The 25744-nt window shown below is 63.3% G+C and carries 28 protein-coding genes; 18 read left to right on the forward strand and 10 right to left on the reverse strand.

Features of this window, described 5'->3' with window-relative positions:
* Nucleotides 1–53: 53 nt before the first annotated feature.
* A complete protein-coding gene (locus BG60_RS36935) occupies nucleotides 54–278 on the reverse strand; it encodes a hypothetical protein (protein ID WP_075583515.1) in 225 nt (74 codons plus the stop codon).
* Here BG60_RS36935 and BG60_RS17690 point away from each other — a divergent pair.
* Genes BG60_RS17690 through BG60_RS17735 form a run of 10 tightly spaced genes read left to right on the forward strand, consistent with a single transcriptional unit; the run spans nucleotide 277 to nucleotide 9475 of the window.
* Nucleotides 277–1539, forward strand: a complete 1263-nt coding sequence (locus BG60_RS17690; protein WP_008354327.1) for a molybdopterin-binding domain-containing protein — start codon at nucleotides 277–279, stop codon at nucleotides 1537–1539. The genes BG60_RS36935 and BG60_RS17690 overlap by 2 nt on opposite strands.
* Nucleotides 1536–3230: a formylmethanofuran dehydrogenase subunit A gene (locus tag BG60_RS17695; RefSeq protein WP_008354326.1), complete on the forward strand. Its 1695-nt coding sequence runs from the start codon at nucleotides 1536–1538 to the stop codon at nucleotides 3228–3230. The genes BG60_RS17690 and BG60_RS17695 overlap by 4 nt, the downstream gene beginning before the upstream one ends.
* Before the next feature lie 3 nt (nucleotides 3231–3233).
* Nucleotides 3234–4175, forward strand: coding sequence for a formylmethanofuran--tetrahydromethanopterin N-formyltransferase (gene fhcD, locus BG60_RS17700; protein WP_008354324.1), 942 nt, complete (start codon nucleotides 3234–3236; stop codon nucleotides 4173–4175).
* Nucleotides 4172–4993, forward strand: a complete 822-nt coding sequence (locus BG60_RS17705) for a formylmethanofuran dehydrogenase subunit C (protein ID WP_008354323.1) — start codon at nucleotides 4172–4174, stop codon at nucleotides 4991–4993. The genes fhcD and BG60_RS17705 overlap by 4 nt, the downstream gene beginning before the upstream one ends.
* A gap of 46 nt (nucleotides 4994–5039) precedes the next feature.
* On the forward strand, nucleotides 5040–5612 hold the full coding sequence (locus BG60_RS17710; RefSeq protein WP_008354322.1) for a cytochrome b: 573 nt from the start codon (nucleotides 5040–5042) through the stop codon (nucleotides 5610–5612).
* Nucleotides 5609–6529, forward strand: a complete 921-nt coding sequence (gene pqqB / locus BG60_RS17715; RefSeq protein ID WP_008354321.1) for a pyrroloquinoline quinone biosynthesis protein PqqB — start codon at nucleotides 5609–5611, stop codon at nucleotides 6527–6529. The genes BG60_RS17710 and pqqB overlap by 4 nt, the downstream gene beginning before the upstream one ends.
* A gap of 22 nt (nucleotides 6530–6551) precedes the next feature.
* Entirely contained in the window at nucleotides 6552–7298 is a 747-nt protein-coding gene (gene pqqC, locus BG60_RS17720) for a pyrroloquinoline-quinone synthase PqqC (RefSeq protein ID WP_008354320.1), read from the forward strand.
* Nucleotides 7295–7603 carry a pyrroloquinoline quinone biosynthesis peptide chaperone PqqD gene (pqqD, locus tag BG60_RS17725; RefSeq protein ID WP_008354319.1) on the forward strand — a complete coding sequence of 103 codons (309 nt, stop codon included), beginning with the start codon at nucleotides 7295–7297 and terminating at the stop codon, nucleotides 7601–7603. The genes pqqC and pqqD overlap by 4 nt, the downstream gene beginning before the upstream one ends.
* 4 nt (nucleotides 7604–7607) lie before the next feature.
* The gene (pqqE, locus tag BG60_RS17730; protein WP_008354318.1) at nucleotides 7608–8804 is read left to right on the forward strand and encodes a pyrroloquinoline quinone biosynthesis protein PqqE; all 1197 of its coding nucleotides are present in this window, start codon (nucleotides 7608–7610) and stop codon (nucleotides 8802–8804) included.
* Complete coding sequence (locus BG60_RS17735) at nucleotides 8801–9475, forward strand: response regulator (protein ID WP_008354316.1); 675 nt, start codon at nucleotides 8801–8803, stop codon at nucleotides 9473–9475. Before pqqE ends, BG60_RS17735 begins: the two co-directional genes overlap by 4 nt.
* Here the strand turns inward: BG60_RS17735 and BG60_RS17740 are convergent.
* Nucleotides 9421–10425, reverse strand: a complete 1005-nt coding sequence (locus BG60_RS17740; protein WP_051079096.1) for an ATP-binding protein — start codon at nucleotides 10423–10425, stop codon at nucleotides 9421–9423. The genes BG60_RS17735 and BG60_RS17740 overlap by 55 nt on opposite strands.
* A 176-nt stretch (nucleotides 10426–10601) precedes the next feature.
* Between BG60_RS17740 and BG60_RS17745 the strand changes: the two genes are divergently transcribed.
* Nucleotides 10602–12905 carry a TonB-dependent receptor gene (locus BG60_RS17745; protein ID WP_033535974.1) on the forward strand — a complete coding sequence of 768 codons (2304 nt, stop codon included), beginning with the start codon at nucleotides 10602–10604 and terminating at the stop codon, nucleotides 12903–12905.
* 236 nt (nucleotides 12906–13141) lie between these two features.
* Here BG60_RS17745 and BG60_RS17750 read toward each other — a convergent pair whose 3' ends face one another.
* From BG60_RS17750 to BG60_RS17760, 3 genes are all read right to left on the reverse strand, one after another.
* Nucleotides 13142–14212: a beta-propeller fold lactonase family protein gene (locus BG60_RS17750; protein WP_033535973.1), complete on the reverse strand. Its 1071-nt coding sequence runs from the start codon at nucleotides 14210–14212 to the stop codon at nucleotides 13142–13144.
* 172 nt (nucleotides 14213–14384) lie between these two features.
* Nucleotides 14385–14912 (reverse strand): DUF3280 domain-containing protein, encoded by a 528-nt coding sequence (locus BG60_RS17755; RefSeq protein WP_235366178.1) that lies wholly within the window; start codon nucleotides 14910–14912, stop codon nucleotides 14385–14387.
* 53 nt (nucleotides 14913–14965) lie between these two features.
* The gene (locus BG60_RS17760) at nucleotides 14966–17161 is read right to left on the reverse strand and encodes a SulP family inorganic anion transporter (protein WP_008354311.1); all 2196 of its coding nucleotides are present in this window, start codon (nucleotides 17159–17161) and stop codon (nucleotides 14966–14968) included.
* A gap of 245 nt (nucleotides 17162–17406) precedes the next feature.
* Here BG60_RS17760 and BG60_RS17765 point away from each other — a divergent pair, with 245 nt between their 5' ends.
* The 3 genes from BG60_RS17765 to BG60_RS17775 all read left to right on the forward strand — a co-directional run bounded on the left by BG60_RS17765 (nucleotide 17407) and on the right by BG60_RS17775 (nucleotide 18703).
* Nucleotides 17407–17730 carry a hypothetical protein gene (locus tag BG60_RS17765; protein ID WP_008354310.1) on the forward strand — a complete coding sequence of 108 codons (324 nt, stop codon included), beginning with the start codon at nucleotides 17407–17409 and terminating at the stop codon, nucleotides 17728–17730.
* A gap of 11 nt (nucleotides 17731–17741) precedes the next feature.
* Complete coding sequence (locus tag BG60_RS17770) at nucleotides 17742–18113, forward strand: VOC family protein (RefSeq protein WP_033535972.1); 372 nt, start codon at nucleotides 17742–17744, stop codon at nucleotides 18111–18113.
* 341 nt (nucleotides 18114–18454) lie between these two features.
* The gene (locus BG60_RS17775) at nucleotides 18455–18703 is read left to right on the forward strand and encodes a hypothetical protein (protein WP_008354307.1); all 249 of its coding nucleotides are present in this window, start codon (nucleotides 18455–18457) and stop codon (nucleotides 18701–18703) included.
* Between the two features lie 6 nt (nucleotides 18704–18709).
* Here BG60_RS17775 and BG60_RS17780 read toward each other — a convergent pair whose 3' ends face one another.
* Both BG60_RS17780 and BG60_RS17785 read right to left on the reverse strand, forming a co-directional pair.
* On the reverse strand, nucleotides 18710–19303 hold the full coding sequence (locus BG60_RS17780) for a J domain-containing protein (RefSeq protein ID WP_008354306.1): 594 nt from the start codon (nucleotides 19301–19303) through the stop codon (nucleotides 18710–18712).
* Nucleotides 19304–19391: 88 nt separating this feature from the next.
* Nucleotides 19392–19712 (reverse strand): hypothetical protein, encoded by a 321-nt coding sequence (locus BG60_RS17785; RefSeq protein WP_174447733.1) that lies wholly within the window; start codon nucleotides 19710–19712, stop codon nucleotides 19392–19394.
* A gap of 104 nt (nucleotides 19713–19816) precedes the next feature.
* On the opposite strand from BG60_RS17785, the gene BG60_RS17790 reads away from it, so the two are divergent.
* From BG60_RS17790 to BG60_RS17800, 3 genes are all read left to right on the forward strand, one after another.
* Nucleotides 19817–20365 (forward strand): phosphonate degradation HD-domain oxygenase, encoded by a 549-nt coding sequence (locus BG60_RS17790; RefSeq protein ID WP_008354304.1) that lies wholly within the window; start codon nucleotides 19817–19819, stop codon nucleotides 20363–20365.
* A gap of 117 nt (nucleotides 20366–20482) precedes the next feature.
* The gene (locus BG60_RS17795; RefSeq protein ID WP_033535971.1) at nucleotides 20483–21892 is read left to right on the forward strand and encodes a DHA2 family efflux MFS transporter permease subunit; all 1410 of its coding nucleotides are present in this window, start codon (nucleotides 20483–20485) and stop codon (nucleotides 21890–21892) included.
* Nucleotides 21893–21997: 105 nt separating this feature from the next.
* Nucleotides 21998–22573: a transglycosylase SLT domain-containing protein gene (locus BG60_RS17800; RefSeq protein WP_008354302.1), complete on the forward strand. Its 576-nt coding sequence runs from the start codon at nucleotides 21998–22000 to the stop codon at nucleotides 22571–22573.
* A gap of 91 nt (nucleotides 22574–22664) precedes the next feature.
* Here the strand turns inward: BG60_RS17800 and BG60_RS17805 are convergent, their stop codons facing one another.
* Nucleotides 22665–23015 carry a hypothetical protein gene (locus BG60_RS17805; RefSeq protein WP_008354301.1) on the reverse strand — a complete coding sequence of 117 codons (351 nt, stop codon included), beginning with the start codon at nucleotides 23013–23015 and terminating at the stop codon, nucleotides 22665–22667.
* A gap of 111 nt (nucleotides 23016–23126) precedes the next feature.
* Complete coding sequence (locus tag BG60_RS17810) at nucleotides 23127–23444, reverse strand: hypothetical protein (RefSeq protein ID WP_033535970.1); 318 nt, start codon at nucleotides 23442–23444, stop codon at nucleotides 23127–23129.
* Nucleotides 23445–23595: 151 nt separating this feature from the next.
* Here BG60_RS17810 and BG60_RS17815 point away from each other — a divergent pair, with 151 nt between their 5' ends.
* On the forward strand, nucleotides 23596–24303 hold the full coding sequence (locus BG60_RS17815; RefSeq protein ID WP_241484865.1) for a hypothetical protein: 708 nt from the start codon (nucleotides 23596–23598) through the stop codon (nucleotides 24301–24303).
* A 205-nt stretch (nucleotides 24304–24508) separates the two neighbouring features.
* Here the strand turns inward: BG60_RS17815 and rarD are convergent, their stop codons facing one another.
* Nucleotides 24509–25486, reverse strand: a complete 978-nt coding sequence (gene rarD, locus BG60_RS17820) for an EamA family transporter RarD (protein WP_008354297.1) — start codon at nucleotides 25484–25486, stop codon at nucleotides 24509–24511.
* Nucleotides 25487–25744 lie beyond the last annotated feature (258 nt).

A 25744-nucleotide genomic window follows, 5' to 3' on the forward strand; every position in this document is an offset into this window, starting at 1 on the left:
CCCGATGGGGCCTATGAGGGCACTCTTTAGGCAGCCCACGATGGACGAGAGGACTACCCAAATTGCGTGTGACCGCGGGCGTATCGGAAGCTGCTTTCTTTGCTTACTTTCTTTGCAGCAGCAAAGAAAGTGAGTGCCGCCCCGCACAGGGGCAATGCTAATAGACCGACACGAATACGGGATCCGGCGAAATCAAAAAGCGATAAGCAAAAGCGAAAAGCAAAAGCAAAAGCAAAAGCAACAAAACCGGCACAGACCTTGCTCGAAAGGTCGACCATGCCCGATACCTCCACCACGCCGAGCGCCCCGTCCGCGGCCTCAAAACCTTGGACCTGTCCGTTCTGCCCTTTACTATGCGACGACATCACGCTCGCACCCACCGCCGATCACCGCCTCGCAGCGCCGCACACCGCCTGCCCGCGTCTGGACGCCTCCCTTGCCCGCTTCGGTCCGAACGATGCAAGCCAGAAGCCCCAAATCGACGGGCAAGTCACCGACGAAAAGTCGGCGCTCTCGCGAGCCGCCGCGATCCTGTCGAACGCACATCGGCCGCTATTCGGCGGTCTCGCGACCGACGTGTCCGGCGCACGCGCGCTCTATGAACTCGCCGCGCAGTGCGGCGCGATCCTCGATCACCTCCACGGCGACACGCTCGCCGACAGCAATCGCGCACTGCAAGATCGCGGCTCGTTCTTCACGACGCTCTCCGAAGTCCGCTCGCGCGCCGATCTCATCGTCGTGTTCGCGTGCGAGCCGTCGCGACGCTATCCGCGCTTCTTCGAGCGCATCGCAAGCGAGGGCCGCGAGACAAAGTTTGTATTCATCGGATGTGACATCGATAAAGCCGCCAACGCCCAAGCCGAATCGATCCTCGCCAACGCCGATCCCTTCGACACACTCGCGCTGTGGTCCGCGCTCGTCGAAGGCGGCCGTCCGATTCCAACGCCCGAACTCGTCGCGCTGACCGAACGCATCAACGCCGCGAAGTACACGGCGGTGATCTACGAGCCCTCGGCGCTGCCGACGCAACACGCCGCGCTCGCGATCGAAGCGCTGCAACGCATCGTCAAGGCGATCAATCGCACCGCGCGCGCCGGCACGCTCGCCCTCACCAGCGACGACGGCGCCGCGTCCGTCAATCAGGCGATCACATGGCTGTCGGGCTTTCCGCTGCGCACGCGCGTCGCATACGGCTTGCCGCTCGATCACGACGCGCATCGCTATCGCTCGGAAACGCTGCTGCAGCGCGGCGAAATCGACGCGCTCCTGTGGGTGTCCAGCTTCGCGCCCGAGCCGCTGCCCGCATCGCTCGATGCGAACGTGCCCGCGATCATCCTCGCGCACCCATCGACAGCCGTCCCCGCGCGCCACGCGCCGACCGTGTTCATCCCCGTCGCGACGCCGGGCATCGACAGCGGCGGGCATCTGTTTCGCGTCGATACATCGGTGGTCGCGCCGCTCGCCGCCGCGCGCGATTACGCCTTGCCGACGGTCGCATCGATCGCATCGCAACTCGCGCAGGCAAGGAGGCCCGCATGAGCGTCACGCGCCTCAAAGGCGGCACGCTTTACGATCCGGCGAATGGCGTCGATGGCGAGAAGCGCGACATCCATATGCGCGATGGCCGCATCGTCGCCGATGCCGCGAACGAAAGCATCGACCGCGATTACGATGCGAGCGGCATGATCGTGATGGCGGGCGGCATCGATCTGCATTCGCACATCGGCGGCGGCAAGACGAATCTGTCGCGGCTGCTTCTGCCCGAGGATCATCGCGACGATCCGCGTGCCGTGCCCGATCGTCCGAACGAAGGCCGATACATGCGTCTGCCATCGTGCGGCGTGTGCGCGCCCGGCACGCTTGCCACCGGTTATCGCTATGCGGAAATGGGCTACACGGCCGCGTTCGAGCCGGCGATGATCGCGTCGAACGCGCGCCACGCGCATCTGGAAATGGGCGACACGCCGATCATCGATCACGGCGCCTACGTGATGATGGGCAACGACGAGCTCTTCCTGCAGATGCTCGCCGCGAAGGAAGACTTCGAACGTCTGCGCGATTACGTCGGCTGGACCATCGATTCGAGCAAGGCGCTCGGCGTGAAGGTCGTGAATCCGGGCGGCATATCGGCGTTCAAGTTCAATCAGCGTTCGCTGGATGTCGATGAAAAGCACGCGCATTACGGCATCACGCCGCGCGACGTGTTGAGCACGCTCACGCGCGCGCTCACCGAGCTGCGCGTGCCGCATCCGCTGCATGTTCACGCAAGCAATCTCGGCGTGCCGGGCAACATCGAATCGACGATCAGAACGATGGACACCGCCGATGGCCTGCCCATTCATCTGACGCATATCCAGTTCCATAGCTACGGCATGGAAGGCCCTCGCAAGTTTTCATCGGGCGCGCGCGCGATCGCCGATGCAGTGAACGCGCGGCCCAACGTGACGATCGATGTCGGCCAGATCATCTTCGGTCAGACCGTCACCGCATCCGGCGACACGATGATGCAGTTCAAGAACGCGCCGATGGCCCGACCGCGCAAATGGGTGCTCGGCGATATCGAATGCGATGCGGGCTGCGGCATCGTGCCGTTCAAGTACCGCGAACAGAGCTTCGTGAATGCGCTCCAATGGATCATCGGGCTCGAGATCTTTTTGCTCGTCGACGATCCGTGGCGCGTGTCGATGACCACCGATCATCCGAACGGCGCGCCGTTCACGAGCTATCCGCATCTGATCCGCTTGCTGATGGACAAGTCCTTTCGCGACGAACAACTCGACAAGCTGCACGCCGATGCGAAAACCGCGAGCGCGTTGAGCGAAATCACGCGCGAATTCTCGCTCTACGACATTGCGATCATCACGCGCGCCGGTCCCGCGAAACTGCTCGGCCTCACGGATCGCGGGCATCTCGGCGCAGGCGCGGCGGCGGACATTGCCGTGTATCGCGACGATGACGATCGCGAGCGCATGTTCACATCGCCTGCTTACGTGTTCAAGGACGGCGAGCTGATCGCGCGCGACGGCACGCTGCTCGCGACGCCCACCGGCGGCATCCATTACGTGCGCCCCGACTACGACCGCGCGATCGAAAAGCGCGTGCGCGAATTCACGCAGGCAAACCTCGCGACGCGCTTCGAGAACATCGCGATCGGCGACGATGAAATCTGCGCATGCTGCAACGGCGGGCGGCTGTTGCCCGTCGCATGCTTCGCTTCGAACGGGAGTTGACGCATGCGTATCAACGACACGCAGATCGACGACACCTTCGCCGAAGCCTTCCCGATGAAAGCGACGCGCCTCGTCATCACCGCGCATTCGTCGACGTGGGCGCGTCACGCGGCCAATTCGCTGACAGGCTTCGCGACGTCCGTCATCGATTGCGGCTGCGAGGCCGGCATCGAACGCGATCTGTCCGGCGATGAAACGCCCGATGGCAGGCCCGGAATCGCGGTGCTGATCTTCGCGATATCGTCGAAGGAGCTCGCCAAGCAGATCGCGCGGCGCGTCGGCCAATGCGTGCTGACGTGCCCGACGACCGCCGTCTATGGCGGCATCGATCCCGCCAACACACGCGCGCCGCTCTCCGACAACGCGCCGCTCGGCGCGGGCCTGCGCTTCTTCGGCGACGGCTATCAAATATCGAAAGTGCTCGACGGCACACGCTATTGGCGCGTGCCCGTGATGGACGGCGAGTTCGTCTGCGAGGAATTCACCGCGACGGTGAAAGCGGTCGGCGGCGGCAATCTGCTGTTTCTCGCGCGCGACATCGACAGCGCGCTCAATGCGGCCGAATCCGCCGTCGCCGCGATGCATCGGCTGCCGAACGTCATCACGCCGTTTCCGGGCGGCGTCGTGCGCTCGGGATCGAAGATCGGATCGAAGTATGCGGGCGCGACGGCGTCCACGAACGATGCGTTCTGCCCGACGCTCGTCGGCTTGTCGAAGAAGAGCGAGCTGACGCCGGACATCGCGTGCGTGCTCGAAATCGTCATCGACGGCTTGACCGATGCCGATGTCGGCGCGGCGATGACCGCGGGCATCGCGGCGGCGACGAAGATCGGGCGCGCCGGCGGCGTGCTGCGCATTTCGGCGGGCAACTACGGCGGCAAGCTCGGGCCGTACCATTTCAAGCTGCATGAACTGTCGAAGGATATCGACGGGAGCCGCGCATGAACGCCATCACGTTGCGCGTAAAAAATGCGCCGGGCTTTCGCGTCGACGGGTCGAAATTACTGCCCGCGACGCTGGCGGAGATATCGGCGACAGAACTGCCGCGCATCACGCTGCAAGGCGCGGGCGAAACGTGCGCGCTCGGCGATCTTTTCGACATCGCGCAGGAACCAAGCGATGCGCCCGCACTCACGATAGAAGGCGATGCGCCGTGGCTCGATCGCATCGGCGCGAACATGACCGAAGGCACGCTCGCGGTGCACGGCGCTGCAGGCGATTACGCGGGCATGAAGATGTCCGGCGGCGAGTTGAACATACGAGGCGATGCGGGCGCATTCGCCGCGTGCGAGATGCAAGGCGGACGACTGTCGATTCACGGCAACGCCGGCGAGTTCGCCGCAAGTGCGCTGCCCGGCGACATGGAAGGCATGACAGGCGGCACGCTCGCGATTCACGGCAGCGCAGGCGCGCGCCTCGCGGATCGCATGCGGCGCGGCACCGTGCTGGTCGCGGGCGATGCGGGCGATTTCGCCGCGTCGCGGCTCGTCGCGGGCTCGGTCTGCATCGGCGGGAAAGTGGGCGCACACTTGGGCTACGGCATGCGGCGCGGCACGGTGTTGCTGGCAAATGCGCCATCCCGCATTCCGCCGACGTTCACCGAAGGCGGGCGCGGCTTCGACGTCTTCTGGCTGCTGTTCACGCGCATGCTCGCGCGCGAGATCGCACCCTTTTCGCAGTTCGCTGGCAAGATATTGCCGCGACGCTACGCGGGCGATCTCGCCGTCGATGGACGGGGGGAATTGCTGATCGCCAATTCGTAGCAAGGAGATGAACAATGGACCGTTGGCACTTCCGGGGAGACACGCCATGAGCACCGCGCGGACATCAGCAACGTCGCGCGACGGCCGTATCGATGCCGCAAGCGAGCGTTACGCAGGCCCGATGATCGCGTTGCACTGGATAATTGCGATCGCAATCATCGCGATGCTGTGCATCGGCTTCTATATGGTCGGCCTGCCGCGCGGGTTGCCGTTCAAGTCGGACCTCATCAACTTCCACAAGTCGCTCGGAATCACCGTTTTCCTGCTGGTGCTGCTCCGCATCCTGGCACGTCTGGCTTATCGCCGGCCGCCTTTGCCGCCGATGCGAACGTGGCAACGCGCCGCCGCGAGCATTACGCAGGCTCTTTTATACGTTGGCATGGTGGCGATGCCGCTCACCGGTTATCTCGGCTCGTCGTTCAACAAGTTCGGCACGAAGTTCTGGGGCATCGCGCTGCCGCAATGGGGCTGGGACGACAAATCCATGCGGCAGATCTTCTTCGGCATTCACGAGTATCTGGCGTGGATCATGGCCGCGCTCGTCATCGTGCATTTTCTCGGCGCGATGAAGCATCAGTTGATCGATCGCGACGGTCTCTTGCGGAGGATGCTGCCTTGAAGATTCGCGTGCTCGGTTCATCGGCGGGTGGCGGCTTTCCGCAATGGAACTGCAACTGCCGCAATTGCGATGGCGTGCGGCGCGGCTCCATTCTGGCGCGTGCGCGCACTCAGTCGTCCATTGCTGTTACCGATAACGGCGAGGACTGGCTGGTCGTCAACGCATCGCCGGACATTCTTGCGCAGATCGCCGCAAACCCGGAATTGCAGCCCGCGCGCCGCGTGCGCGACACCGGCATCGCTGCCGTCATCACGATGGATGCGCAGATCGATCATGTCACCGGTCTGCTGATGCTGCGCGAGCGCGGCACGCCCTTGCCGCTCTATACGACGGACGCCGTGTGGCAGGACCTCTCGACGGGCTTTCCCATCACGTCGATTCTTTCGCATTACTGTGGCGTCGAGCACAGGCGCATCGCGCTCGATGGCGCATCGTTGTCCGTGCCTGAGCTGCCGCGCGTGGGCATCGACGCATTGCCTCTGTCGAGCAAGGCGCCGCCGTATTCGCCGCATCGCGATGCGCCGGAAACAGGCGACAACATTGGCCTTATGTTCACGAATCGCGCTTCGGGCAAGCGCGCATTCTATGCGCCGGGGCTCGGCGCGCTGGAGCCGCATGTGCTCGATGCGATGCGCGAAGCAGACTTGCTGCTCGTCGATGGCACCGTCTGGACCGACGATGAAATGATTCGCCTCGGCCTCACGAAGAAGACCGGCAAGGATATGGGCCATCTCGCGCAAACCGGCGCGGGCGGCATGATCGACGTGCTCGATTCGATCGATCGCGCGGGCGTGCGCAAGGTGCTGATCCACATCAACAACACGAACCCGATCCTCATCGAGGATGGACCTGAAAGGCGCATGTTGTCGGAGCACGGCATCGAGGTCGCGCACGACGGCATGACTTTCGAGCTGTGACATTCGCACTGGAGACCGTTAGATGTTCGACCCGATGCTCAACCCGACCACAGGCCCGATCTTCACGAAAGTGACAGACGAAGGCCCCGCGTGGACGCGCGACGAATTCGAAGCGCAGTTGCGCGCGAAGGGCACGGCGTATCACATTCATCATCCGTTCAACGTGAAGATGAACAGCGGCGGCTGCTCGAAGGAACAGATACGCGGCTGGGTCGCGAACCGCTTCTATTATCAGATCAACATTCCGCTGAAGGATGCGGCGGTGATGTCGAATTGCCCCGATCGCGACACGCGCCGCCGCTGGGTGCTGCGCATTCTCGATCACGATGGCTACGACGATCAGCCCGGCGGCATCGAGGCATGGGCGCGTCTTGGCGATGCGGTCGGCCTCTCGCGCGACGATCTATGGTCGCTCAAGCTGGTGACGCCGGGCGTGCGCTTCGCCGTCGATGCCTACGTGAACTTCGCACGGCGTGCGCCGTGGCAGGAGTCGGTGTGTTCATCGCTTACGGAGATGTTCGCGCCGCAGATTCACAAGGACCGGCTCGCGACATGGCCCGAGCATTACAAGTGGATCGAGCCCGAAGGGCTTTCGTATTTCCGCTCGCGCGTGTCGCTTGCGCAGCGCGATGTCGAGCACGGTCTCGAAGTGACGCTCGCGCATTTCACGACGCGTCAGGAACAGCAACGCGCGCTCGATATCCTGCAGTTCAAGCTCGATATTCTCTGGACCATGCTCGATTCCATCGAAAAGGCTTTTCCGCAATGAGCGATACGAACCCGACTCAACGCAAGCAGGAAGCCGTCGAAGCGCCGGACGATTCGTTGCATCCGAAACTAAAACGCCTCTTCCGGCTGCAATGGGAACCTGCGCAGAACGCGCATGTGCTGCTTTATCCGGAAGGCATGGTGAAGCTCAATCAGAGCGCATCGGAGATTCTTCTGCGATGCGACGGCACGCGCGATATCCCCGCGCTCGTCGCCGATCTGGAGCAGGCGTTCAATGCGACCGGCCTCGGCGACGACGTGCGCGCGTTCATCGCCGGCGCGCGTGCGCGAGGCTGGCTGGAGTAGCGTCATGACCGACTTGTCCGAACCGATTGCGAAGCCCGAGCACGAAGACGCAACCGTCGCGCCGCCGCTCTGGCTGCTTGCCGAGCTCACGTATCGCTGTCCGCTGCATTGCGTGTTCTGCTACAACCCGGTGAATTACGCCGATCACACGCGCGAGCTGGACACCGATCAATGGATCGACGTATTGCGTCAGGCACGCGCGCTGGGCGCCGCGCAACTCGGCTTCTCCGGCGGCGAGCCGCTCTTGCGCGACGATCTCGAAACGCTCGTCGGCGAAGCGCGGAAGCTCGGCTTTTATACGAACCTCATCACATCGGGCATCGGTCTGACGGAGAAGCGCATCAGTGCGTTGCAGGACGCCGGGCTCGATCACATACAGCTTTCGTTTCAGGACTCGTCGCAGGAATTGAACGACTTCCTTTCCAGCACGAAGACCTTCGACTACAAGAAGCGCGTCGCGAATCTCATCAAGGCGCATGGCTTTCCGATGGTGCTCAATTGCGTGCTTCACCGCTATAACCTGCCGCATATCGGACGCATCATCGACATGGCGCTCGCGATGGGCGCGGAGTATCTCGAACTCGCGAACACGCAGTATTACGGCTGGGCGCACAAGAATCGCGCGCAACTCATGCCGACCAAAGAGCAGCTCGACGAAGCCGAAGCGGTGGTCGAACGCTATCGCGGCGAGATCGGCGACCGGTGCAAGATCTTCTTCGTCGTGCCGGATTACTACGAGCGCAGACCGAAGCGCTGCATGAACGGCTGGGGCTCGGTGTTTCTCGGCATCGCGCCCGATGGCGCCGCGCTGCCGTGTCATACCGCGCGGTCATTGCCGGGCCTCACGTTTCCGAACGTCACCGATATGTCGATCAAGGACATCTGGTACGAGAGCGATGCGTTCAACCGGTTTCGCGGCTTCGGCTGGATGAAGGAGCCGTGCCGCAGTTGCGACGAGAAGGCCATCGACATGGGCGGCTGCCGCTGTCAGGCGTATCTGCTGACGCAGGACCCCGCGAATGCCGATCCGGTTTGCGACAAGTCCCCGCATCACGAGCGCGTGATCGAAGTCGTGCGCGCTGCATCGGCACGGCAGGAACCGCAAGAGCAACCCATCGTCTTTCGCAACGATGCGAACTCGAAGCGCATCGCGGCCGAGGCCTCCGGTAGTGGTTCAAAAGAAGGAGAAGACAAGCCATGACTGCCGATATCTCCGTGCTGCTGGTGGACGATCACGCCGTCGTGCGTGAAGGCTACAAGCGTCTGCTCGAACTGAGTCCCGATGTGAACGTCGCGGGCGAAGCGGCGGATGCAGCCGAGGCTTATCAGAAGTTTTGCGCGCTGCAGCCGGATGTCGTCGTGATGGATCTCGCGTTGCCGGGCGCAAGCGGCATCGAGGCGATGCGGCGCATGCTGGCGCGCGAGCCGCACGCGCATGTGCTCATTTTCAGCGTGCATGAAGAAGCGATCTTCGTGCGACGCGCGCTGGATGCGGGCGCGCGCGGTTATGTGACGAAGGCGAGCGCGCCCGATGTGCTCGTCGAAGCGGTGCGTTCGGTTGCGCGGCGCGTTTCGTATCTGAGTCCCGATGTGTCGCAAGCGCTTGCATTGCGCGCGAGCATTCAGGAAGGACGGCAGTTATCCGCGCGCGAATTCGAGGTGCTGAGATTGCTCGTGCAGGGTTATACGCTGCCGAGCATCGCGGAGAAGTTAGGCTTGAGCCAGAAGACGGTTGCGAATCATCAATCGGTGATCCGCCAAAAATTCGGCGCGGATAACGGCGTGCAGTTGGCACAGATCGCGAACCGCCTGGGGCTTCACTTCGTCGATTTCGCTTCGTCGGCGGTCGCAGGCAACGGCAGCCCCGCCTGAGCCGGCACGCGCGCGCAAAACAGAAAACCCGCGCCCGGCTCGCTCACGATCTGAAACTCGCCGCCGAGCGCTTCGACGCGCTCGCGCATGCCGATCAAACCGAGTCCCGTGCGCGGCTTCGCGAGATCGACGCCCGGGCCGTCATCGGCCATCGTCACGACAATTTCTTCCGGCGCGCGCGCCAGATAAATCTCCACGCGTGAAGTCCGTGCGAACTTCGATACGTTCGTCAGCCCTTCCTGCACGAGCCGATACAGCGTGATGTTGAGCGCATCGCTCAAATTGTCGAAATCGCCGTCGACAGCGAGCGTGAACGTCACATCGGGCAAGCGCTCGCGCCAGCCATCGACGCAATGTTCGAGCGCCGTCGGCAAGCCGAATTCATCGAGGCCGATGGGACGCAGCTTGCGAATCATCCCGCCGATCTCGCGATACACATGCGTCGCGCTTTGCATCAGCGCAAGCGACAGCCGATGAATCTCCGCCTCGCGCGTAGCCGACAAATCGCGGATACGCCCCGCATCGAGCGATATCGCGTTGAGGTATTGCCCGAGCTCGTCGTGCAACTCGCGCGCGAGATGACGCCGCTCGGTCTCCTGCGCGGCGAGCGCCTGATTCGCAAGGCGACGATTCTCCGCAAGCAGATGCTCGGCCTCTTCTTCGAGCGCGCGCCGTCTGCGCACTTCCGATTGCGCCTCGCGATAACGCCGCCACGCGAACCACGCGAAACCGATCGCGAGCACGACGAGCGTCGGCGGCAATTCATCGACTTGAAAGCGTTCGGCGCTGCGCGTCAGCCGATACGCGTACTCGCTGAAATCGAAACGCGCAAAGAGCGCGGCCGCGATCAGCGTCGCCGCGAGCACGCAAGCAAGGTCGCGCCACACCGGCGAGTGCGGCGCGCGGCGGTCGGCGTCTTTCGCGAAAGAGGGCAAGGATTCGGTCGGCATCGTGGAATGCATTCTACGCACGGCGTCATCGCGCCGTGCGGTGGGTGGAACGCAATTGGGAACGCTTCCCTGCGCGATCGGGAAAAGCTCCCGGTCCACGCGCGCTGTCTTATGCGACGCTTTCATCGAAAGAAACACGCTCGGCGCGTGAATCGAAATATAAAGAGGAGACGATGATGAAGAGCATGCCGCGCCTGCGCGCGCCCGCGCATCCGTTCAAACCCCGAGCGGGGCTGCGGCTCGTCTTCGGCGGCGCGTTCGCGAGCATCACTGTGGCCGCATGGGCGCAGACGCCGCCAGCCGATACGACGCCGACAACCGAACTGCCTTCGATCATCGTCGTCGGGACCACGCCGCTCGTCGGCGTCGGCACGCCGCTGGAGAAAGTGCCCGCGAACGTGCAAACGATCAAGGGCAGCGAGATCCAGGCGCAGCATTCGCCGACCGTCACGAACTATCTGGAGAAGAACGTCGCGAGCGTCGATACCAACGACGCGCAAGGCAATCCGTGGCAGACCGACATCAACTATCGCGGCTTCACTGCGTCGCCGCTGCTCGGCACGCCGCAGGGCTTGTCGGTGTTCATGGACGGCGTACGCATCAACGAGCCGTTCGGCGATGTCGTCAACTGGGATCTGATTCCGCAGGCCGCGATCCAGACGATGCAGATCATCCCCGGGTCGAATCCGACGTTCGGCCTGAACACGCTCGGCGGCGCGGTCGCGGTAACGACGAAGAACGGGCGCAGCAATCCGGGCGGCAACGTCGATGTCGGCTTCGGTTCGTTCGGACGCAAGTATGCGCAGATCGAGCAAGGCGGCGCGATCGGCGATCATCTCGACTATTACTTCACCGCGAACGTCACGAACGACAACGGCTGGGCCGATCACAACGCGAGCAAGCTGCGCCAGGCGTTCGGCAAGATCCGCTATACCGACGCCGACACGACGGTCTCCGTTTCGATGGGCGGCGCGGACAACACGCTGAACGGCTCGCAGACGATTCCGCGCTCGTTCATGGACAACTTCCGTCAGGCGTACACGTTTCCCGACACGAACGAGAATCAGGTCGGCTATCTGACGATCAACGCCGAGCACTACATCACGCCGAACGTGCAGTTGAGCGGCAACGCGTACTATCGCCACTATCGCAACAAGAACGTGAGTTCGAACGTCAACGACGATTTCGATCCGGACGGCGACGATGCCGACGAACTCACGCAAGCCTTCAACGACCAGTCGGTGATCGTGACGGACAGCTACGGCGCGAGCCTGCAACTCACCTTGCTCAACAGGCTCTTCGATCACGACAATCAATTGATCGTCGGCGCGGCGGGCGACTTCGCCAATTCGCATTTCACGCAGGCCGAGCAGCCAGCCGCATTCGAAGACAACCGCGCGACGATCGCCACGGGTCCGTTCGCACCGACGACCGACGCGAAGACGCACAACTCGAATCTCGGCATCTACTTCGAGAATACGTTCTCGTTCAACGAACAATGGTCGATGACGCTCGCCGGACGCTACAACTGGGCGAAGGCGACCATCGGCGACGAGAGCGGCGTGCAGCCGCTGCTCGACGGGAATCACACGTTCTCGCGCTTCAACCCGGCCGTGGGCTTCAACTGGAATCCGACGCCGAACTTCACCGCCTACGCGACGTACAACGAAGGCATGCGCTCGCCGACCGCAATCGAACTCGCGTGCGCGGACCCCGCCGCGCCGTGCTCGTTGCCCAATGACTTCATCGCGGACCCGGATCTTAAGCCGGTGATTTCGAAGACGTTCGAAGTCGGCGCGCGCGGGCGTCTCGGCAGTCATACGCAGTGGAGCGCCGCGGTCTACAGCACGACGCTCGACGACGACATCCAGTTCGTCAGCGCGCAAGGCGCGGGCAGCACGCTCGGCTATTTTCAGAACGTCGGCAAGACGCGACGGCAAGGTTTCGAACTCGCGGGCCGCACGCAATGGGGACCGGTGGGCATCGCGGCGAGTTATAGCTATGTGAACGCGACGTATCGATCGACGTGGACGGAAAGCAGCGCGAGCAATTCGAGCGCGGACGCCGATGGCAACATCACCGTGCATTCGGGCGACCGCATTCCGGGCATTCCGGCGAATACGGTGAAGATGCGCATCGACTACAACCCGTTTGCGCACTGGAACATCGGCACGAATCTCACGTATCGCAGCAATATCTTCGCGCGTGGCGACGAAAACAATCAGGACGTCAACGGCAGCGTCGCGGGCTATTTCCTGATCGATCTCGACACGACCTACAACGTGACCAAACAGTTGCAGGTCTATGCGACCGTGAAGAACCTGCTCAACAAGCGCTATGCGAACTTCGCGATTCTCGGCGAGAACTTCTTCGACGGGCCCAATCACACGTTCAACAACGGCGCGACGGTGAACGAGCAGTTTCTCGGCGTCGGTGCGCCGCGTGGCGTGTGGGTGGGGATGCGGTATGCGTGGAAGTGATATGACGTGATAGCGCGGCTCAATCCCGATACGACTTCCACGGAATGCCGCGCGCGTTGATGCCTTGCCAAAGCGCAGCCTGACAGCGAAGCCTGTCTTCCTCGCTGCGCGGATGCGTCCTGTCCCTCGCGCGCATTCGTCGTGATCGACGTTGCAATATGCGCAATGCCACGGCGCACGAATGGAAGTGGCCGCGCAATGCGGCCATTTCACACTCGGCAACGCCTCCTTGCCGCTCAACGCCCGACGATCGACCCCGCGCTCGGCGGATAAGTGACGATGCCCCACGCCAGCGGCAGATCGCCGATCTGCTTGACTTCCTTGTAGTCCGATCCGTCGAGCACGTACACCGCGTTCGAACGTCCGCAGGCCAGCAGCAGCTTCGAGCCGTCGGGCGTGAAGCTGAAGTGCCAGCAACGCTGACCGACAGGCACATCCTTCCTATGCTCGTAGGTCGAGCCGTCGAACACTTGCAAGGTCTTGTCACGCGATGCCGCGATCAGCAAGCGCTTGCCGGAAGGATCGAACGAAACGCCATACGGGCCCGTCTTCGTATCGACGGTCTTCACGGTCTTCAGGCTTTTGCCATCGAGCACGACGAACTTGTTCGCGTTCTCCAGCGTGACGACATACTGCTTGCCATCCGGCGACACCTTGATGCCGCGCGGACGCGAACCCTTGTCGAGGTTCACCGTGCGGACCGGCTTGCCCGTCCCGACGCGATACACCGACACCGTATCGTCACCCTCGTTCGTCACGAGGATCAGCTTGCCGTCCGGCGAGAACTCGACGCCTTCGGTCTCGTGCCCGCTCTTGACCGTATGCGTGATCTTCATGGTCTTCAAATCGACGATGGCGATCTCGGCGGGCGGCGAATTCGCGTCGTCGTCGTCCTTCTCCGGCTGGCCCGGTTTCGGCGGGCCGCCGCTTTCACCCGGCTCGTACGTCACATACGCATAGCCGCCGAACACGCGCACGAACTCGGGATTCTTGCCGATCTTCGCGCGCCGCGTGACCTTGCCCGTCGACGTATCGATCTCCGAGAGATCGCTCGTCGCCTTGTTCGCCACGTAAAGACGCGTGCCTTCCTTGTTGAGCGACAGCCCGCGCGGGCCGTCCTTGCCGACATCCCAGGTCGTCGCGAGCGCGAGCGTGTCGAGATCGATCACGCCGACGCCGGCGTTTTCGGTCGTCACGTAGGCGGTCGGCGCGGCGGCATGGGCGACGTTCGCCGCCAATGCAAACGCAAGCGATGTCGCGATCGCCGACGCGCAGGCAATGCGCGCCGCCTTGAATCTGACTTGCATGGTCGTCTCCAGCGGTTTCGATACCGATTGTTCGAGTTCGTGAGCGCACGCGCGCGACACGGCACGGCGCGCGTGCCGGCAGCCTCAACTTAGCCCAATCGGCGCGGCCGAGGCAACGGCATCGGCCGGGAGAAATTCCCGAATTCCGCTGGACTTTTCGCGTGGCGCCAATCTAGCGCGTCGCGGATGGATCGCTTGCAAGGAGATCGACGAGCGCCTTCGCGCCGCGCTTCCACGACAGGTCGGTGTTGCCGCGTATGTCGACGGAGCGTTGAAAGAGCATCGCGCCGCTGTTCGCGTCTTCGACGCGCAGGTTCATGTTGAGGATGAGATTGCTGATCTTCTGCACCCAGCACACGCCGACGCGCGATGTACCGAGTTCCTTCGCCACACGCAGTTCGCAGCCGTTGCACGCGTTCATGTCCTGCGTGCTTTTCAGCGTCGCGATGAGATCGCTGGCCTTCGCATTGTCGGCGACGCGAAAGAGCGCGCGCTCGCGCAAGTCGTCGCGAAACGCGCCGCTCAGCATCGCGAGGCGCGCGCTCTGAATGCGGTCGATTTCGGCGTCGTTGTAGGCGGCGTTATCGTCGATGAGGGTGCAGTCGAGCATCGCGATCGATTGCGGCGCGCTCTGGGCAAGCGCGCTCGTCATGACGATGGCGGGCGCAAGCGCGAGCATCGCGCGGACAGTGTGTGTCATGTTGAAGGCCCCGGCGTTGTGCTTCCCGGCAAAAGCAGATCGCATGCCTGTCATCACGACGCCGCGCGCAACGCTTCATCGGCGATGGCGAGCCGCGACGCCATCATCTTCACGACGAAGCGATGCCACTCCTGCGCGGTCAATGGATCGTCCCGCTCGATCTTGCGCAGCGCCGCGAGCGTGAGACGGCGCAGGCGCGCCGGTTCGTCGGCGACGACATCCGCGCTCCGTGGCGCATGCGTGTACACGGCCATCTCGCCGATGATCGTGCCCGGACCGAACGAGCGCAGCCGCACCGAACGGCCATCGGCGAGCGGCAGCGACACGGTCACGCGCCCTTCTTCGACGATGTAAAGCGCATCGCCCGCATCGCCTCGACGAAAGAGCGCCTCGCCCGCGCCGATATCGCATACGTCTAGGAACGCGGCCAGTCCCTGCAGCGCGCGCTCGCTGAAATGCGGCGCGAGCATCGCGCGGAAATCGCCGGCCGGCGCGCGCGGTTCGAGCGTGCGCGTCGTCGTGGCGAGCTGCTGCGCTTCGATCCATTCGAGGCCGGCGTCGAGCGTGTCGAACTCGTGGATGCCGAGCGAAAGCGCGCCCGTGCGCCCTAGCAGCGCGCGCGAGTTGCGCGGCAGAGCGGTCAGCACGAGATCCGCGCCGATCGCCGCGCACGCCTGACGCAGCTTCACGAATGCGAGCGACACGGACGCGTCCATGCCGTTGGTCCACGCGAAATCGAGCACGACATAGCGCACCGGACGCGGACCATGCGAGCGAATGCGCTCGCGGATGCGCTGCAACATCGAATTCGCCGAGCCGAAGAAAAGGAACCCTTGCAGGCAGACGCCGCAGATCTGATCGCCGCGATCGATCAGCAAGCGCGTTTCCTCGATGCTGCGCTCGACATTCGATGTGCGCGTGCGGCCGTCGAACTCCATGCGAACGCATCCCGCTCGACCATAGAGCAGCGCGAAGGTCACGCACGCCGCGACCACGCCCGCGACGACGCCCGCGATCACGCCATAGAACGCGATCACCGCGAGGATCAGCGGCACGAGCAGATACTCGTGCCACGTCAGCTTGCGATATGCGCCGACGAGCCAGTCCATCATCAGACGCAAGCCCATGTAGATCTGCATGCCGACGAGCACGGGCACCGGAAAGAGCGACACGAGATCGGGCGATGCGATCAGCAGGAAGAGGCACGCGAGCGCGGCGAACACGCCCGCCGCGCGGCTCGTCGCGCCGGCGCGCGCGTTGAGCATCGAGCGGTTATACGACTGATAGCCGACCATGCCGCCGAAAAGACCGCTCGCGATATTCGCGAGACCGGCCGCGCGCATCTCGCGATTGAGGTCGATGTCCTGGCCGGTGGCCGCGCCTAGCGCCGTCGAATTCATGATGATCGTGATCGCCGACACCGACGTGACGATGAGCGTCTCGGGCAAGTGCGCGACGATCGCGTGCCAGTCGATCTCGCCGCGCGCGAGCGACGACGGCAGATGCAACTCGGGAATGTGCAGCGCATGCGCCGGCACATGCTGAAGCAGGAGGCCCAAGTAGCGCGCATCGTCGGGCGAGATGCCGGCGACGCGCAACAGCACGTAGAAGAGCGCGATGCCGATAGCGAGCGTGATCGGCAATGCGGCCGCGTGACGCCAGGTGCGCGCGAGAATCGTCGCGAGTGCGCCGACGAAAAGCGCGGGCGCCCATGCAAGCCAGTGCAGTTGCGCGAGCTTAGGCAACGTGTGCCAATCGAGCGTGACGCCGGTCAGCACGCGAAACGCGCCCGCGATCAGAAGATAGCCGGTGCCCGCGAGAAACCCGCCCATCACCGGATAGGGAAGGAATTGCAGCGAACGGCTGCGTTTCGATGAACCGATCGCGAAGAGAATGAGGCCCGTCACGAGCGAGCACAGCGCGATGGCGACGAGCACCGTCAGCAGGATGACCGTGGGCGTGCCGCCGTTCGCGCGCACGCTGCTCGCGACGCCCGCCGCGACGCCGACGAGAAACGCCGTCGCGTTGCTGTCCGGCCCGCCTATGTTCATACGCATCGAGCTCGTCACCGCGATGACGAACGCAGTCACGATGCAGCTCACGAGCGCGGTGGGCACGCCAAGTTCGGCATAGCGCGCGAGATCGGCGCTGAAGATGAGCGTGCCGAGGCTCATCGCGTAGCACAGCATCATCAGCGTGGACACGGTGCCCGCGGTGATGTCGCCGACGAGCGCGGTCATGCGCGGCATCGCGCGGGCAAGGACAGTACGATGTGTCGTGGCTGGCTTCACCGCGCCTCCCGGATCGGGACAACGGCAGACGTATCCGCTTCAAGCAAGTGCGCCGGAAAGTATCCGCCGCGCGCGAAGACGCTGTCAATTTCCCGCGCCACACATACGCATTTCTTCTGACGCGAATGCGCTTCGCGGTGGCTTCATCGCGCCAACAGGAGTAACGTTGAATCGCGAGCGAACACTACACCAAGGAGGCGGTCATGCCTGACGATCCCGCTCAATGGCACGTTTTCGACTACGAAGGTTTCGAGATCCATGTGCAGCCGCAACTGAAGCCCACGCCCGAACATGCGCCGCCGAGCATGATGGAGCGCTACGTGTATGTCGGATATGTGTGCAGGCCCGGCGCGAACGCGAACACGCCGGGCGAAGCGGTGCACTTCCATGCCGACGGCGACGACGCCTACAAGCGCGCGCAGGACGCCGTGGACGATGCGCGGCATATCGGCAAGAGCATCGTCGATGGCACGCATCCGGATCTCTCGGTGCTGCCGCTCGTGTCGCATCAGCATCATCCGGGATGACGAACGACAGCATGGAAGAATCAAGCGACGAGGCACGCGTCGAAAGCGTGAGCGCGATTACGCTCGCGACGAACGACATGCCGCGCGCCGTGCGCTTCTATGAGGCGCTCGGTTTTCGCATCGTCCACGGCGGCGCGAACGAGGCCTTTACTTCGTTCGCGCTCGGCAGTTCGTTTCTCAATCTGACCAGCGAGACGCACGACCCGATTCGTTTCTGGGGCCGCGTCATCATCCATGTGTCCGATGTGGACGCGTTCTATCGGAAAGCAGTGGCACACGGCCTCGAGCCGCAATTCGCGCCACGCGATGCGCCCTGGAACGAGCGCTATTTCCATCTCACCGATCCGGACGGCCACGAACTCAGCTTCGCGCGCCCGCTCTGATTCGCACGACTCAGGCACGACGTTCGCTTTGAAACCAGTGACGGGTAACGTACGAATCGGCCATTTCATATGACCGATCGCGCACATACCCTCGCATCGCGTTGCAAGACGATGAGTTCAACAGCGCTACGCATCTTTCATCAACGGGCACGGCGAAAGACGCGTTCAAGCTCGCTGTTGCTATTTCGCCAAAACGGGCACGGCTCAGGATTTGAAGCGTAGAGTTCAAGTGCTTTGTCAAGAATGTGATGCGTCGCGGCAGGGGTTTCACTGATAGGGCTTCAATCATCGGCGTGTTCGGCCGTTATCCCTAACATGAAAGCCGCGTGCTGGAGACTGAAATGAAATGCGCGAACGAGCAGTCCCTTCGTTATCAGGTAGAAAAATGGCTCGCGCCGGGCAGCATGCCGGTGCATGTGAGGCAGTTCAGCCGCACGCGTGCCGACAGGCGGCGCTATGTATGCGTCGAGGCGTTGCACGGCGCGGTGTCGCGAGCGCTGTTCTTCTTCCGCCACGATGACGGGCACTGGTGCGTGTATCCGCCCGCACCGAAGCAAAGCAACATGCGCGGCGAAAGACTCGCGGCCTGAGGCGGTTCAGAAACGCAGGTTGTTGAGGAACTGGAACCACATCGCGCCGAGCGGATTCGACGCGTCGGCAGCCGCCGGTTCCTTCTCTTCTTTCTTCGCCGCGACCGGTTCTTCTTCGCGCTCTTTCTCTTTCGATTCTTCCCTCTCCTGACGCGATTCGTGCAGCGCGATCGCGCTATCCGCGATCTGACGCGCGGTCGACTCGTCGCATTGCGCGCCGAGCAGCACGCCGAACACGACGTCACGATTATGGCCTTGCGATGCAAAGCGCATCGCGAGCGATACGCGCTGCGCATAGAGCGCCTCGCGGGCTTCACGCTCCTTCGTTTCGCGCGCTTCGCGTTCGGCTTCTTCCTGCCGCACGCGCTCTTCCCAGCGGCGCATCTCTTCCGTGTAGATGCGGTCGTAGACCTCGCGTTGCGCGGGGTCGGAGAGAATCGCGTAGGCTTCCTTGATCTCGAGGAACTTCGCGCGGGCGACGTCTTCGTTGCCCACGTTGCGATCCGGGTGGCAACGCATCGCGGCCTTGCGATACGCGCGTTTGATTTCTTCTTCGGTGGCGTGCTCGTCCACGCCGAGCGTTTCGTATAACGTTGCCATCTTGCGTTCGGTGGGTGCGGGTCGTCGAGCATCCTAACACGCGAAAAACGGGGTCTTTTCGCGCGATGCGGCATTGCAACACGAACGGCTAGCGACCCGTGATCGCGCGTGCGGCCACGGCGCCTAACGAATCGAAGATGGCGCGCGCGGGCTTCAGATAGCGTGCGATATGCAGCCGTATGTTCACCACGCCCGCCACGAAAATAAGAAGCGTGATGAGCAGATAGTCGCGCCGCTCCGGTAGGAGGTGATAACGCGTATGCAGCAGCACGAACACGATCCACACGAACGCCGGCGCATGCAGCGTCCAATGACGCTGCGCGAAATGCCACGCGATGCGGCGCACATCGCGTCGTGAAGCGCGATCGAGGCCTGCGAGTTCGGGGCGTCGGCGGAAAGAGAAAGGCATGAGGTTCAACGCACGCTTTGCGTGCGCCATCATCGCGTCATAAAGCCTTGCGAGAATCGCGCGTCATTTCGCTCCAAGCATACCCGCCCGACCCTTTCCTTACGATGGCGCTTTCACTCGACGACATCCGTCATCTCTTCGATGAACACGGTTCAATCGCCTATAGCGGCGAGCCGGTCACGCAATTGCAGCACGCGTTGCAAAGCGCGACGCTCGCCGAGCAGGCGGGCGCGAGCCGCGAGCTGATCGTCGCGGCCTTGCTGCACGATCTCGGGCACCTGCTGAATCTGCAAGGCGAGACACCGAGCGAACGCGGCATCGACGATCTGCATCAGTACTTCGCGCTGCCGTTTCTGCGTCCGCTGTTTTCCGACGCCGTGCTCGAACCGATTCGCCTGCACGTCGATGCAAAACGCTGCCTTTGTGCGATCGATGCGTCGTATCACGCGCGGCTGTCGGCGGATTCGGTGCGCAGCCTCCAATTGCAAGGCGGCATATTCGACGATGAAACCGTGCAAGCCTTTCTCGCGAAGCCCTACGCGCGCGATGCCATCGCGCTGCGCCGATGGGACGATGAAGCGAAGGACGCGCGGCGCGTTACGCCCGCGCTGCCGCATTTCATGGAAATCGTGGCGAGCGTCGCGCTGAGTTAGGCGTCGCTGCATCGAAGAACGCACGTTCGCGTATCGCGCTAGACTGTGCGCCATGCGTCCATTCCCATTCGAAAGCGCCTTGCAACAAGCCTTCAGCGCGCATACGAGCGCCGCATCGTGAAAGGCGGCAACTTCCGCATCACCGCCGCCGTCGTCGCTTCGGCGCTCTTCATGCAAAACATGGACGGCACGATCGTCGCGACCGCCATCCCGGCGATGGCCCGCGATCTGAACGTCGACGCCGTTCATCTGTCCAGCGCGATCACCGCCTATCTCGTTGCGCTGACCGTCTTCATTCCCGCGAGCGGCTGGGTCGCCGACCGTTTCGGCGCGCGCCGCGTGTTCATGTGGGCGATCGCGACGTTCACGCTCGCGTCCGTTGCGTGCGCCGCGGCGATGAACCTGCCGCAACTGCTCGCCGCGCGCGTTGTGCAAGGCCTCGGCGGCGCGATGATGGTGCCTGTCGGCCGTCTGATCCTGTTTCGCGGCGTCAAACGCGAGGAACTGCTGCAAGCGACGACATGGCTCACGATGCCCGCGCTCGTCGGTCCGTTGCTCGGCCCGCCGCTCGGCGGCTTTCTCACCGACGCGCTCTCGTGGCGCAGCATCTTCTGGGTCAACGTGCCGGTCGGCGTCGCCGGTCTCTTTCTCACCTGGAAGTTATTGCCGCCTTCGCCGCCCGAAGAACGCACGCCGCCCGATCTGCGCGGCATGCTGATGTCGGGCGCGTCGCTGAGTCTGTTCATGATCGGCATCGAGAGCGCGGGGCGCGGCGTGCTGCCGGCCGGCGTGCCGTGGATTTGCGTCGCCGTCGGCCTGCTGCTCTTTCGCGCGACCGTGCTGCATTGCCGGCGCGCGCCGAATCCGGCCATCGACTTTTCGTTGCTTTCGATCCCCACGTTCCACGCCGCGACGGTCGCGGGCAGCCTGTTTCGCGCCGGCGCGGGCGCGCTGCCCTTTCTCGTGCCGCTGACGCTACAGACGGGCTTCGGCTACAGCGCGACGGCGAGCGGCCTCGTCACGTTCGCGAGCGCGCTCGGCTCGTTCTGCATGCGCCCGATGACGGCGCTCGCGCTGCGGCGCTTCTCCGTGCGGACCGTTTTATGCGCGGGCAGCGTCGTGTTCGCGGCCGTGCTGCTCGTCTGCTCGACGATGTCGCAGGCCTGGCCCGCCGCCGCGATCTTCCTGCTCCTGCTGCTCGGCGGACTCGGCCGGTCGCTGAGTTTCGCGACGATGGGCGCGCTCGCCTTCGCCGATGTGCCCAAGCCGCGCCTCGCCGCCGCGACCTCGTTCCAGGGCACCGCGCAACAGTTGATGAAGGCGGTCGGCGTGACGGTCGCCGCCGGCACGATTCAGGCGACGATGCTCGTTTCCGGCAGCGCGCATACCGAGCGCTGGCAACTGGCGTGCGGTTTCATCGTGACGGCGCTGGTCGTCCTGGCCTCGCTCCCGATGTTCGCGCGTCTCTCGGACGATGCGGGCGAAGGCATATCGGCGCCGGCTTCCAAGCGTGCCGAACGCACGTAATTCCTTCCGATCCGCGAAACAAAACATCAGATTTAAGACAAGTACATGATCCACAAGGCTTTTTTATGTGGCTATAATGCGATTCCGCTTTGATCTGGCCATCCGATGCGTCGTGTACTTGTCATCTTTGCCGCCCTTGCCCTCTCGCTGAACGGCGCGCCTGCCGCCCACGCACAGGACAATCCGCTCGCCGCCAGCAATCCGGTCGCGCAGTCCGCCGTCGCGCAAGACCCGAAGGCCGAGCAGGCAAGTCACAAGATTTCGGAAATGCTCACGCGCAAATTCGGCGTGGCGCGCCAAAAGGCGGAAACCATCGCTACGGCGGTCATGTCGTCCGCGTCGAAATATTCGCTGCCTCCGGCGCTTTTGCTCGCCATCATCTCGATCGAATCGCGCTTCAAGGAAACCGCCCGAGGGCCGAACAATGCAACGGGCCTCATGCAAGTGGTGCCGTCGGCGCACAAGAAACTGGTGCGCAACGTCGATCTGACGGATCCGGAAGACAACATCGAGACGGGCTCTGCCATCCTGCACGGCTATGTGAAGTCCGCTCAGGGCGATGTCGATGCCGCGCTGAAAAGCTACGGCGGTTCGCGCGCCTACGCCGAGAAGGTCAGCGTGCGCGCAAAGGCGTTCGAACCGGCCGCATCCGTCGATGCGGCGTCGGCGAGCGCTCAATAAGCTTTAATCTCGCGCGCCGCCGCCGGGCGGATGCCGCAACACGTCCCGAGGACGTCGCGGCGATCGCACCCGACTGCGCGCCGGCCTCGCTTCAATAAGCCTTCTTGGTGCCACTGCCGTCGGACTTCGTGCCGCCCGAATTCATGTTGCCGTTGTTCGGCGCACTGCGTTGCACCGTGCCCTGATCCTGGCTCATGCCGTTGGTCGCGTCGTTGCCCATGCCGCTCTTCGCGCCGGTGCCGGTCGTGCCATCCGCCGAGCCGCCCATTCCCGTTCCGCCCATACCGACGCCGCCGCCCTTGCCGCCCGCAGCCGAACCGGCGCCGGCCGAACCGTTGCCGCCTGCGCCCATCGAACCGCCGCCGCCCGCTTGCGCATAGACGCCGCCCGACAAGCCGAGTACCAGCGCGGAAATCACCAACTTCTTCGTAGTCGCGTTCATTGCAAGTCTCCCGAGTTTGCGTATCGGTCGTCGCGTATGTCGTGCAACGACCGTGTCCGCATTAGCGCAAGGGACGTGCCGCGAGTCTCATCGCGTCAGACGATCAGTGGATCAGTAGCCGCACGGCACGTACGCATTGCGATAGTTGTCGTAGCAGTAGCCAGGCGGCTGCGCCGGCTGCGCATAAACGGGCTGTGCGTAGGCGGGCTCCGCATACGCGGGTTGCTGATAGACGGGTTGCGCGTAAGCCGGTTGAGCATTGGCGACCGATGTGACCAGCGCACCGAGCACCGCTCCGCCGATCAGCGCGCCGACGATCGCACCGCCATCGCCGCCGTGGCCGCGGCCACCGCCGTGTCCGTGCGCCGAGGCTTGGCCCGCCATCGTCAGACTACCGATCATCAACAAGACAAGTGCTGTGCGTTTCATGAGCTTCTCCATTTCCCGTTTAGCCGGGTTCGTGGAAGTCATCTTAAGCAGACAGCTAAGAAATAACTGCATTACTTGGTAACCGCGCATTTCAACGATTACAAATAGGCTGATTCGTTCGGATTCCCAATCGTTAAAACCACAGTTACAAATGGAAGCGAATTCGCTACGACGTAACAGCTTTTTCAGCCGGTTCGGTAATGCAGATGCTCGCGCCCAAGCAATCCCGCCGCTTTTACCGCATGCCGTTTCATTTGCTCGCCACTGGTTACTGTTTGTCACCAGAAGAACGTCAACTGGATCGAAGCACCCGGCGTTTTCATCGTCAGCGCGGCGCACTGCGCGCCACGCGTCCTCGAATAAAAGATCAAGGGAGTTTCAAACCATGAAGAAGATCGTCGCTGCTCTCGCATCCGCCATGCTGGTCTCCACCGTATTCGCGCAAACCGCCGCCACCGACGCCGGCAAAGCGCAACTGAAGGCGAACAACGAAAAGGCCGAGGCGCAGGCGAGCGCCAACAAGAAGAAGGCCGAAGCACAGCACGACGCCGCGAAGGCGCAGGCATCGGCGAACGAGGACAAGGCATCGGCGCAAGCCGACGCCAACAAGGAAGCCGCGAAGGTAGCGCAGGCGACCACGCCGGAACAGGCTTCCGACGCTCGCGGTGATGCCGCCAAGGCACAGGCGAAAGCCGACAAGAAAAAGCACGCTGCACAAAGCAAGGCCGACAAGAAAAAGCAGGACGCAGCGAAGGATGCCAACGTGGCACAAGCGAAGGCCGACAAGGAAAAAGTCGAAGCACAAAACGACGCGAACAAGTCGGCCGCCGATGCGAAGGTCGACGCGGCGAAGAAGTAAGGGAGGCGAGCGTCCCTCGCATTGCGCATCGGGCATTGCATATCAACAAACCGGTGCGTTCGATTCAGGCGAGCCTTCGGGCTCGCCTTTTTACTTGCCTATGTTCTCGGATCAGCGCGGCACGCGTTTCGATGGCGTCGTGTTCGGGCTCGACCTCATGCGCGATCCGCACGACGCCCCCATCGAAACGCACGGGGCGCGCTGATCAATCCACGCGCTCGATTTCATCCGCGACGGTTTCATGCTCGACGCTCGCGTGATGCTCGCTCATCGGCATCGGCGATGCCTTTTTGCGCGAGCGCATCAGAAGACGCGCGCTATGCACGCCCGTCAGCACGACAGCGATCCAGATCGGCACATAAGTCCCGAGCTGGTGCGCTGAAAACGGCTCGCCGAGCAGCAGCACCGCCACGCCGACGAGCAGCACCGGTTCCACATAGCCAAGAATGCCGAATAGCGCGAGCGGCAGATGACGGCTCGCGCGCAGATACGACGCGAGCGCGATCGTGCTCAATGCGCCGAGTCCGGGAAGCAGCACGAGCCACAGATGCGGCGCGCCCGCGACCTCCGTGAACGCGCCGCGCGCGAACAGCATGAGCGCGGCGACGGGCGACATCAGCATGATCTCCACCGCGAACGACACGAGCGGGTCCGCGTTGAGCCGTCGACGCAACATGAAGTACGGCGGATAACCGAGCATCACGACGAGCGTCGGCCATGCGAACGCATGCGTGGCGATGAGCTCATGCGCAACGCCGACGGCCGCCACCGCGACGCCTGCCCACTGGAATCCATCGAGCCGCTCGCCGTAGTGAAAGCGTCCGAGCAGCACCATCGCGAGGGGAAGCAGGAAATAGCCGAGCGATACTTCGAGCGCGCGCCCGTGCAGCGGCGCCCAGAGAAAGATCCACAACTGCAGGCCGAGCAGCGCGGCCGTGATCGCGAACATCAGCAGCAGTCGCGGCGTTTTGGCGAGCCTCGCGACGAGCGCGCATAATTGCGGCCAGCGCTTTCTCACCGCGACCAGCGCGAGCGCGCCCGGCAATGTCCACACGATACGCCACGCGAAGATGTCGAGGCCGTCGAGCGGCGCGAGCCATTTCGTGTAGCCCGACATGAGCGCGAAGAGCGCGGAAGCCGCGACGGACAGCGCGATGCCGCGCGCGAGGTCATGCTGATTCATCGGGAAGTCGCTGCGCGTTGAAGGTGAATGCAAGCCGGACACAACGTGAACTGCGCATTCTAAACGCCGCGAGCGCTTTGTTTTCGGAACGCGCTTCAAAGAAAACTGCCGCGCGCGCCCGCTTTTTGCTTCCTTCATGCTTCGCATTCGGCATGAACTCTGCCGCGTGAACATTGTCTCTTGCGGTTGTCTTTTGCCGGTCATGTTGATCGGCGACCCTTGTCGGTCCGGCGCGTTCAGCCGGCCTGTCCCTCAGTC

The sequence above is a fragment of the Caballeronia zhejiangensis genome, assembly GCF_000698575.1.
Classification (GTDB): domain Bacteria; phylum Pseudomonadota; class Gammaproteobacteria; order Burkholderiales; family Burkholderiaceae; genus Caballeronia; species Caballeronia zhejiangensis.

Bases quoted from the DNA above. Each gene is read 5' to 3' on its own strand.
- BG60_RS17815 (WP_241484865.1), top strand. From the start codon at position 23,596: ATGGAAGCGAATTCGCTACGACGTAACAGCTTTTTCAGCCGGTTCGGT.
- BG60_RS17810 (WP_033535970.1), bottom strand. From the start codon at position 23,444: ATGAAACGCACAGCACTTGTCTTGTTGATGATCGGTAGTCTGACGATG.
- BG60_RS17770 (WP_033535972.1), top strand. From the start codon at position 17,742: ATGGAAGAATCAAGCGACGAGGCACGCGTCGAAAGCGTGAGCGCGATT.
- BG60_RS17695 (WP_008354326.1), top strand. From the start codon at position 1,536: ATGAGCGTCACGCGCCTCAAAGGCGGCACGCTTTACGATCCGGCGAAT.
- BG60_RS17710 (WP_008354322.1), top strand. From the start codon at position 5,040: ATGAGCACCGCGCGGACATCAGCAACGTCGCGCGACGGCCGTATCGAT.
- BG60_RS17800 (WP_008354302.1), top strand. From the start codon at position 21,998: ATGCGTCGTGTACTTGTCATCTTTGCCGCCCTTGCCCTCTCGCTGAAC.
- BG60_RS17705 (WP_008354323.1), top strand. From the start codon at position 4,172: ATGAACGCCATCACGTTGCGCGTAAAAAATGCGCCGGGCTTTCGCGTC.
- BG60_RS17745 (WP_033535974.1), top strand. From the start codon at position 10,602: ATGAAGAGCATGCCGCGCCTGCGCGCGCCCGCGCATCCGTTCAAACCC.
- BG60_RS17785 (WP_174447733.1), bottom strand. From the start codon at position 19,712: ATGCCTTTCTCTTTCCGCCGACGCCCCGAACTCGCAGGCCTCGATCGC.
- pqqE (WP_008354318.1), top strand. From the start codon at position 7,608: ATGACCGACTTGTCCGAACCGATTGCGAAGCCCGAGCACGAAGACGCA.
- fhcD (WP_008354324.1), top strand. From the start codon at position 3,234: ATGCGTATCAACGACACGCAGATCGACGACACCTTCGCCGAAGCCTTC.
- BG60_RS17805 (WP_008354301.1), bottom strand. From the start codon at position 23,015: ATGAACGCGACTACGAAGAAGTTGGTGATTTCCGCGCTGGTACTCGGC.
- BG60_RS17765 (WP_008354310.1), top strand. From the start codon at position 17,407: ATGCCTGACGATCCCGCTCAATGGCACGTTTTCGACTACGAAGGTTTC.
- BG60_RS17780 (WP_008354306.1), bottom strand. From the start codon at position 19,303: ATGGCAACGTTATACGAAACGCTCGGCGTGGACGAGCACGCCACCGAA.
- BG60_RS17760 (WP_008354311.1), bottom strand. From the start codon at position 17,161: ATGCCGCGCATGACCGCGCTCGTCGGCGACATCACCGCGGGCACCGTG.
- BG60_RS17740 (WP_051079096.1), bottom strand. From the start codon at position 10,425: ATGCCGACCGAATCCTTGCCCTCTTTCGCGAAAGACGCCGACCGCCGC.
- BG60_RS17755 (WP_235366178.1), bottom strand. From the start codon at position 14,912: ATGACACACACTGTCCGCGCGATGCTCGCGCTTGCGCCCGCCATCGTC.
- BG60_RS17690 (WP_008354327.1), top strand. From the start codon at position 277: ATGCCCGATACCTCCACCACGCCGAGCGCCCCGTCCGCGGCCTCAAAA.
- BG60_RS17775 (WP_008354307.1), top strand. From the start codon at position 18,455: ATGAAATGCGCGAACGAGCAGTCCCTTCGTTATCAGGTAGAAAAATGG.
- pqqC (WP_008354320.1), top strand. From the start codon at position 6,552: ATGTTCGACCCGATGCTCAACCCGACCACAGGCCCGATCTTCACGAAA.
- rarD (WP_008354297.1), bottom strand. From the start codon at position 25,486: ATGAATCAGCATGACCTCGCGCGCGGCATCGCGCTGTCCGTCGCGGCT.
- BG60_RS17735 (WP_008354316.1), top strand. From the start codon at position 8,801: ATGACTGCCGATATCTCCGTGCTGCTGGTGGACGATCACGCCGTCGTG.
- BG60_RS17790 (WP_008354304.1), top strand. From the start codon at position 19,817: ATGGCGCTTTCACTCGACGACATCCGTCATCTCTTCGATGAACACGGT.
- pqqD (WP_008354319.1), top strand. From the start codon at position 7,295: ATGAGCGATACGAACCCGACTCAACGCAAGCAGGAAGCCGTCGAAGCG.
- BG60_RS17750 (WP_033535973.1), bottom strand. From the start codon at position 14,212: ATGCAAGTCAGATTCAAGGCGGCGCGCATTGCCTGCGCGTCGGCGATC.
- BG60_RS36935 (WP_075583515.1), bottom strand. From the start codon at position 278: ATGGTCGACCTTTCGAGCAAGGTCTGTGCCGGTTTTGTTGCTTTTGCT.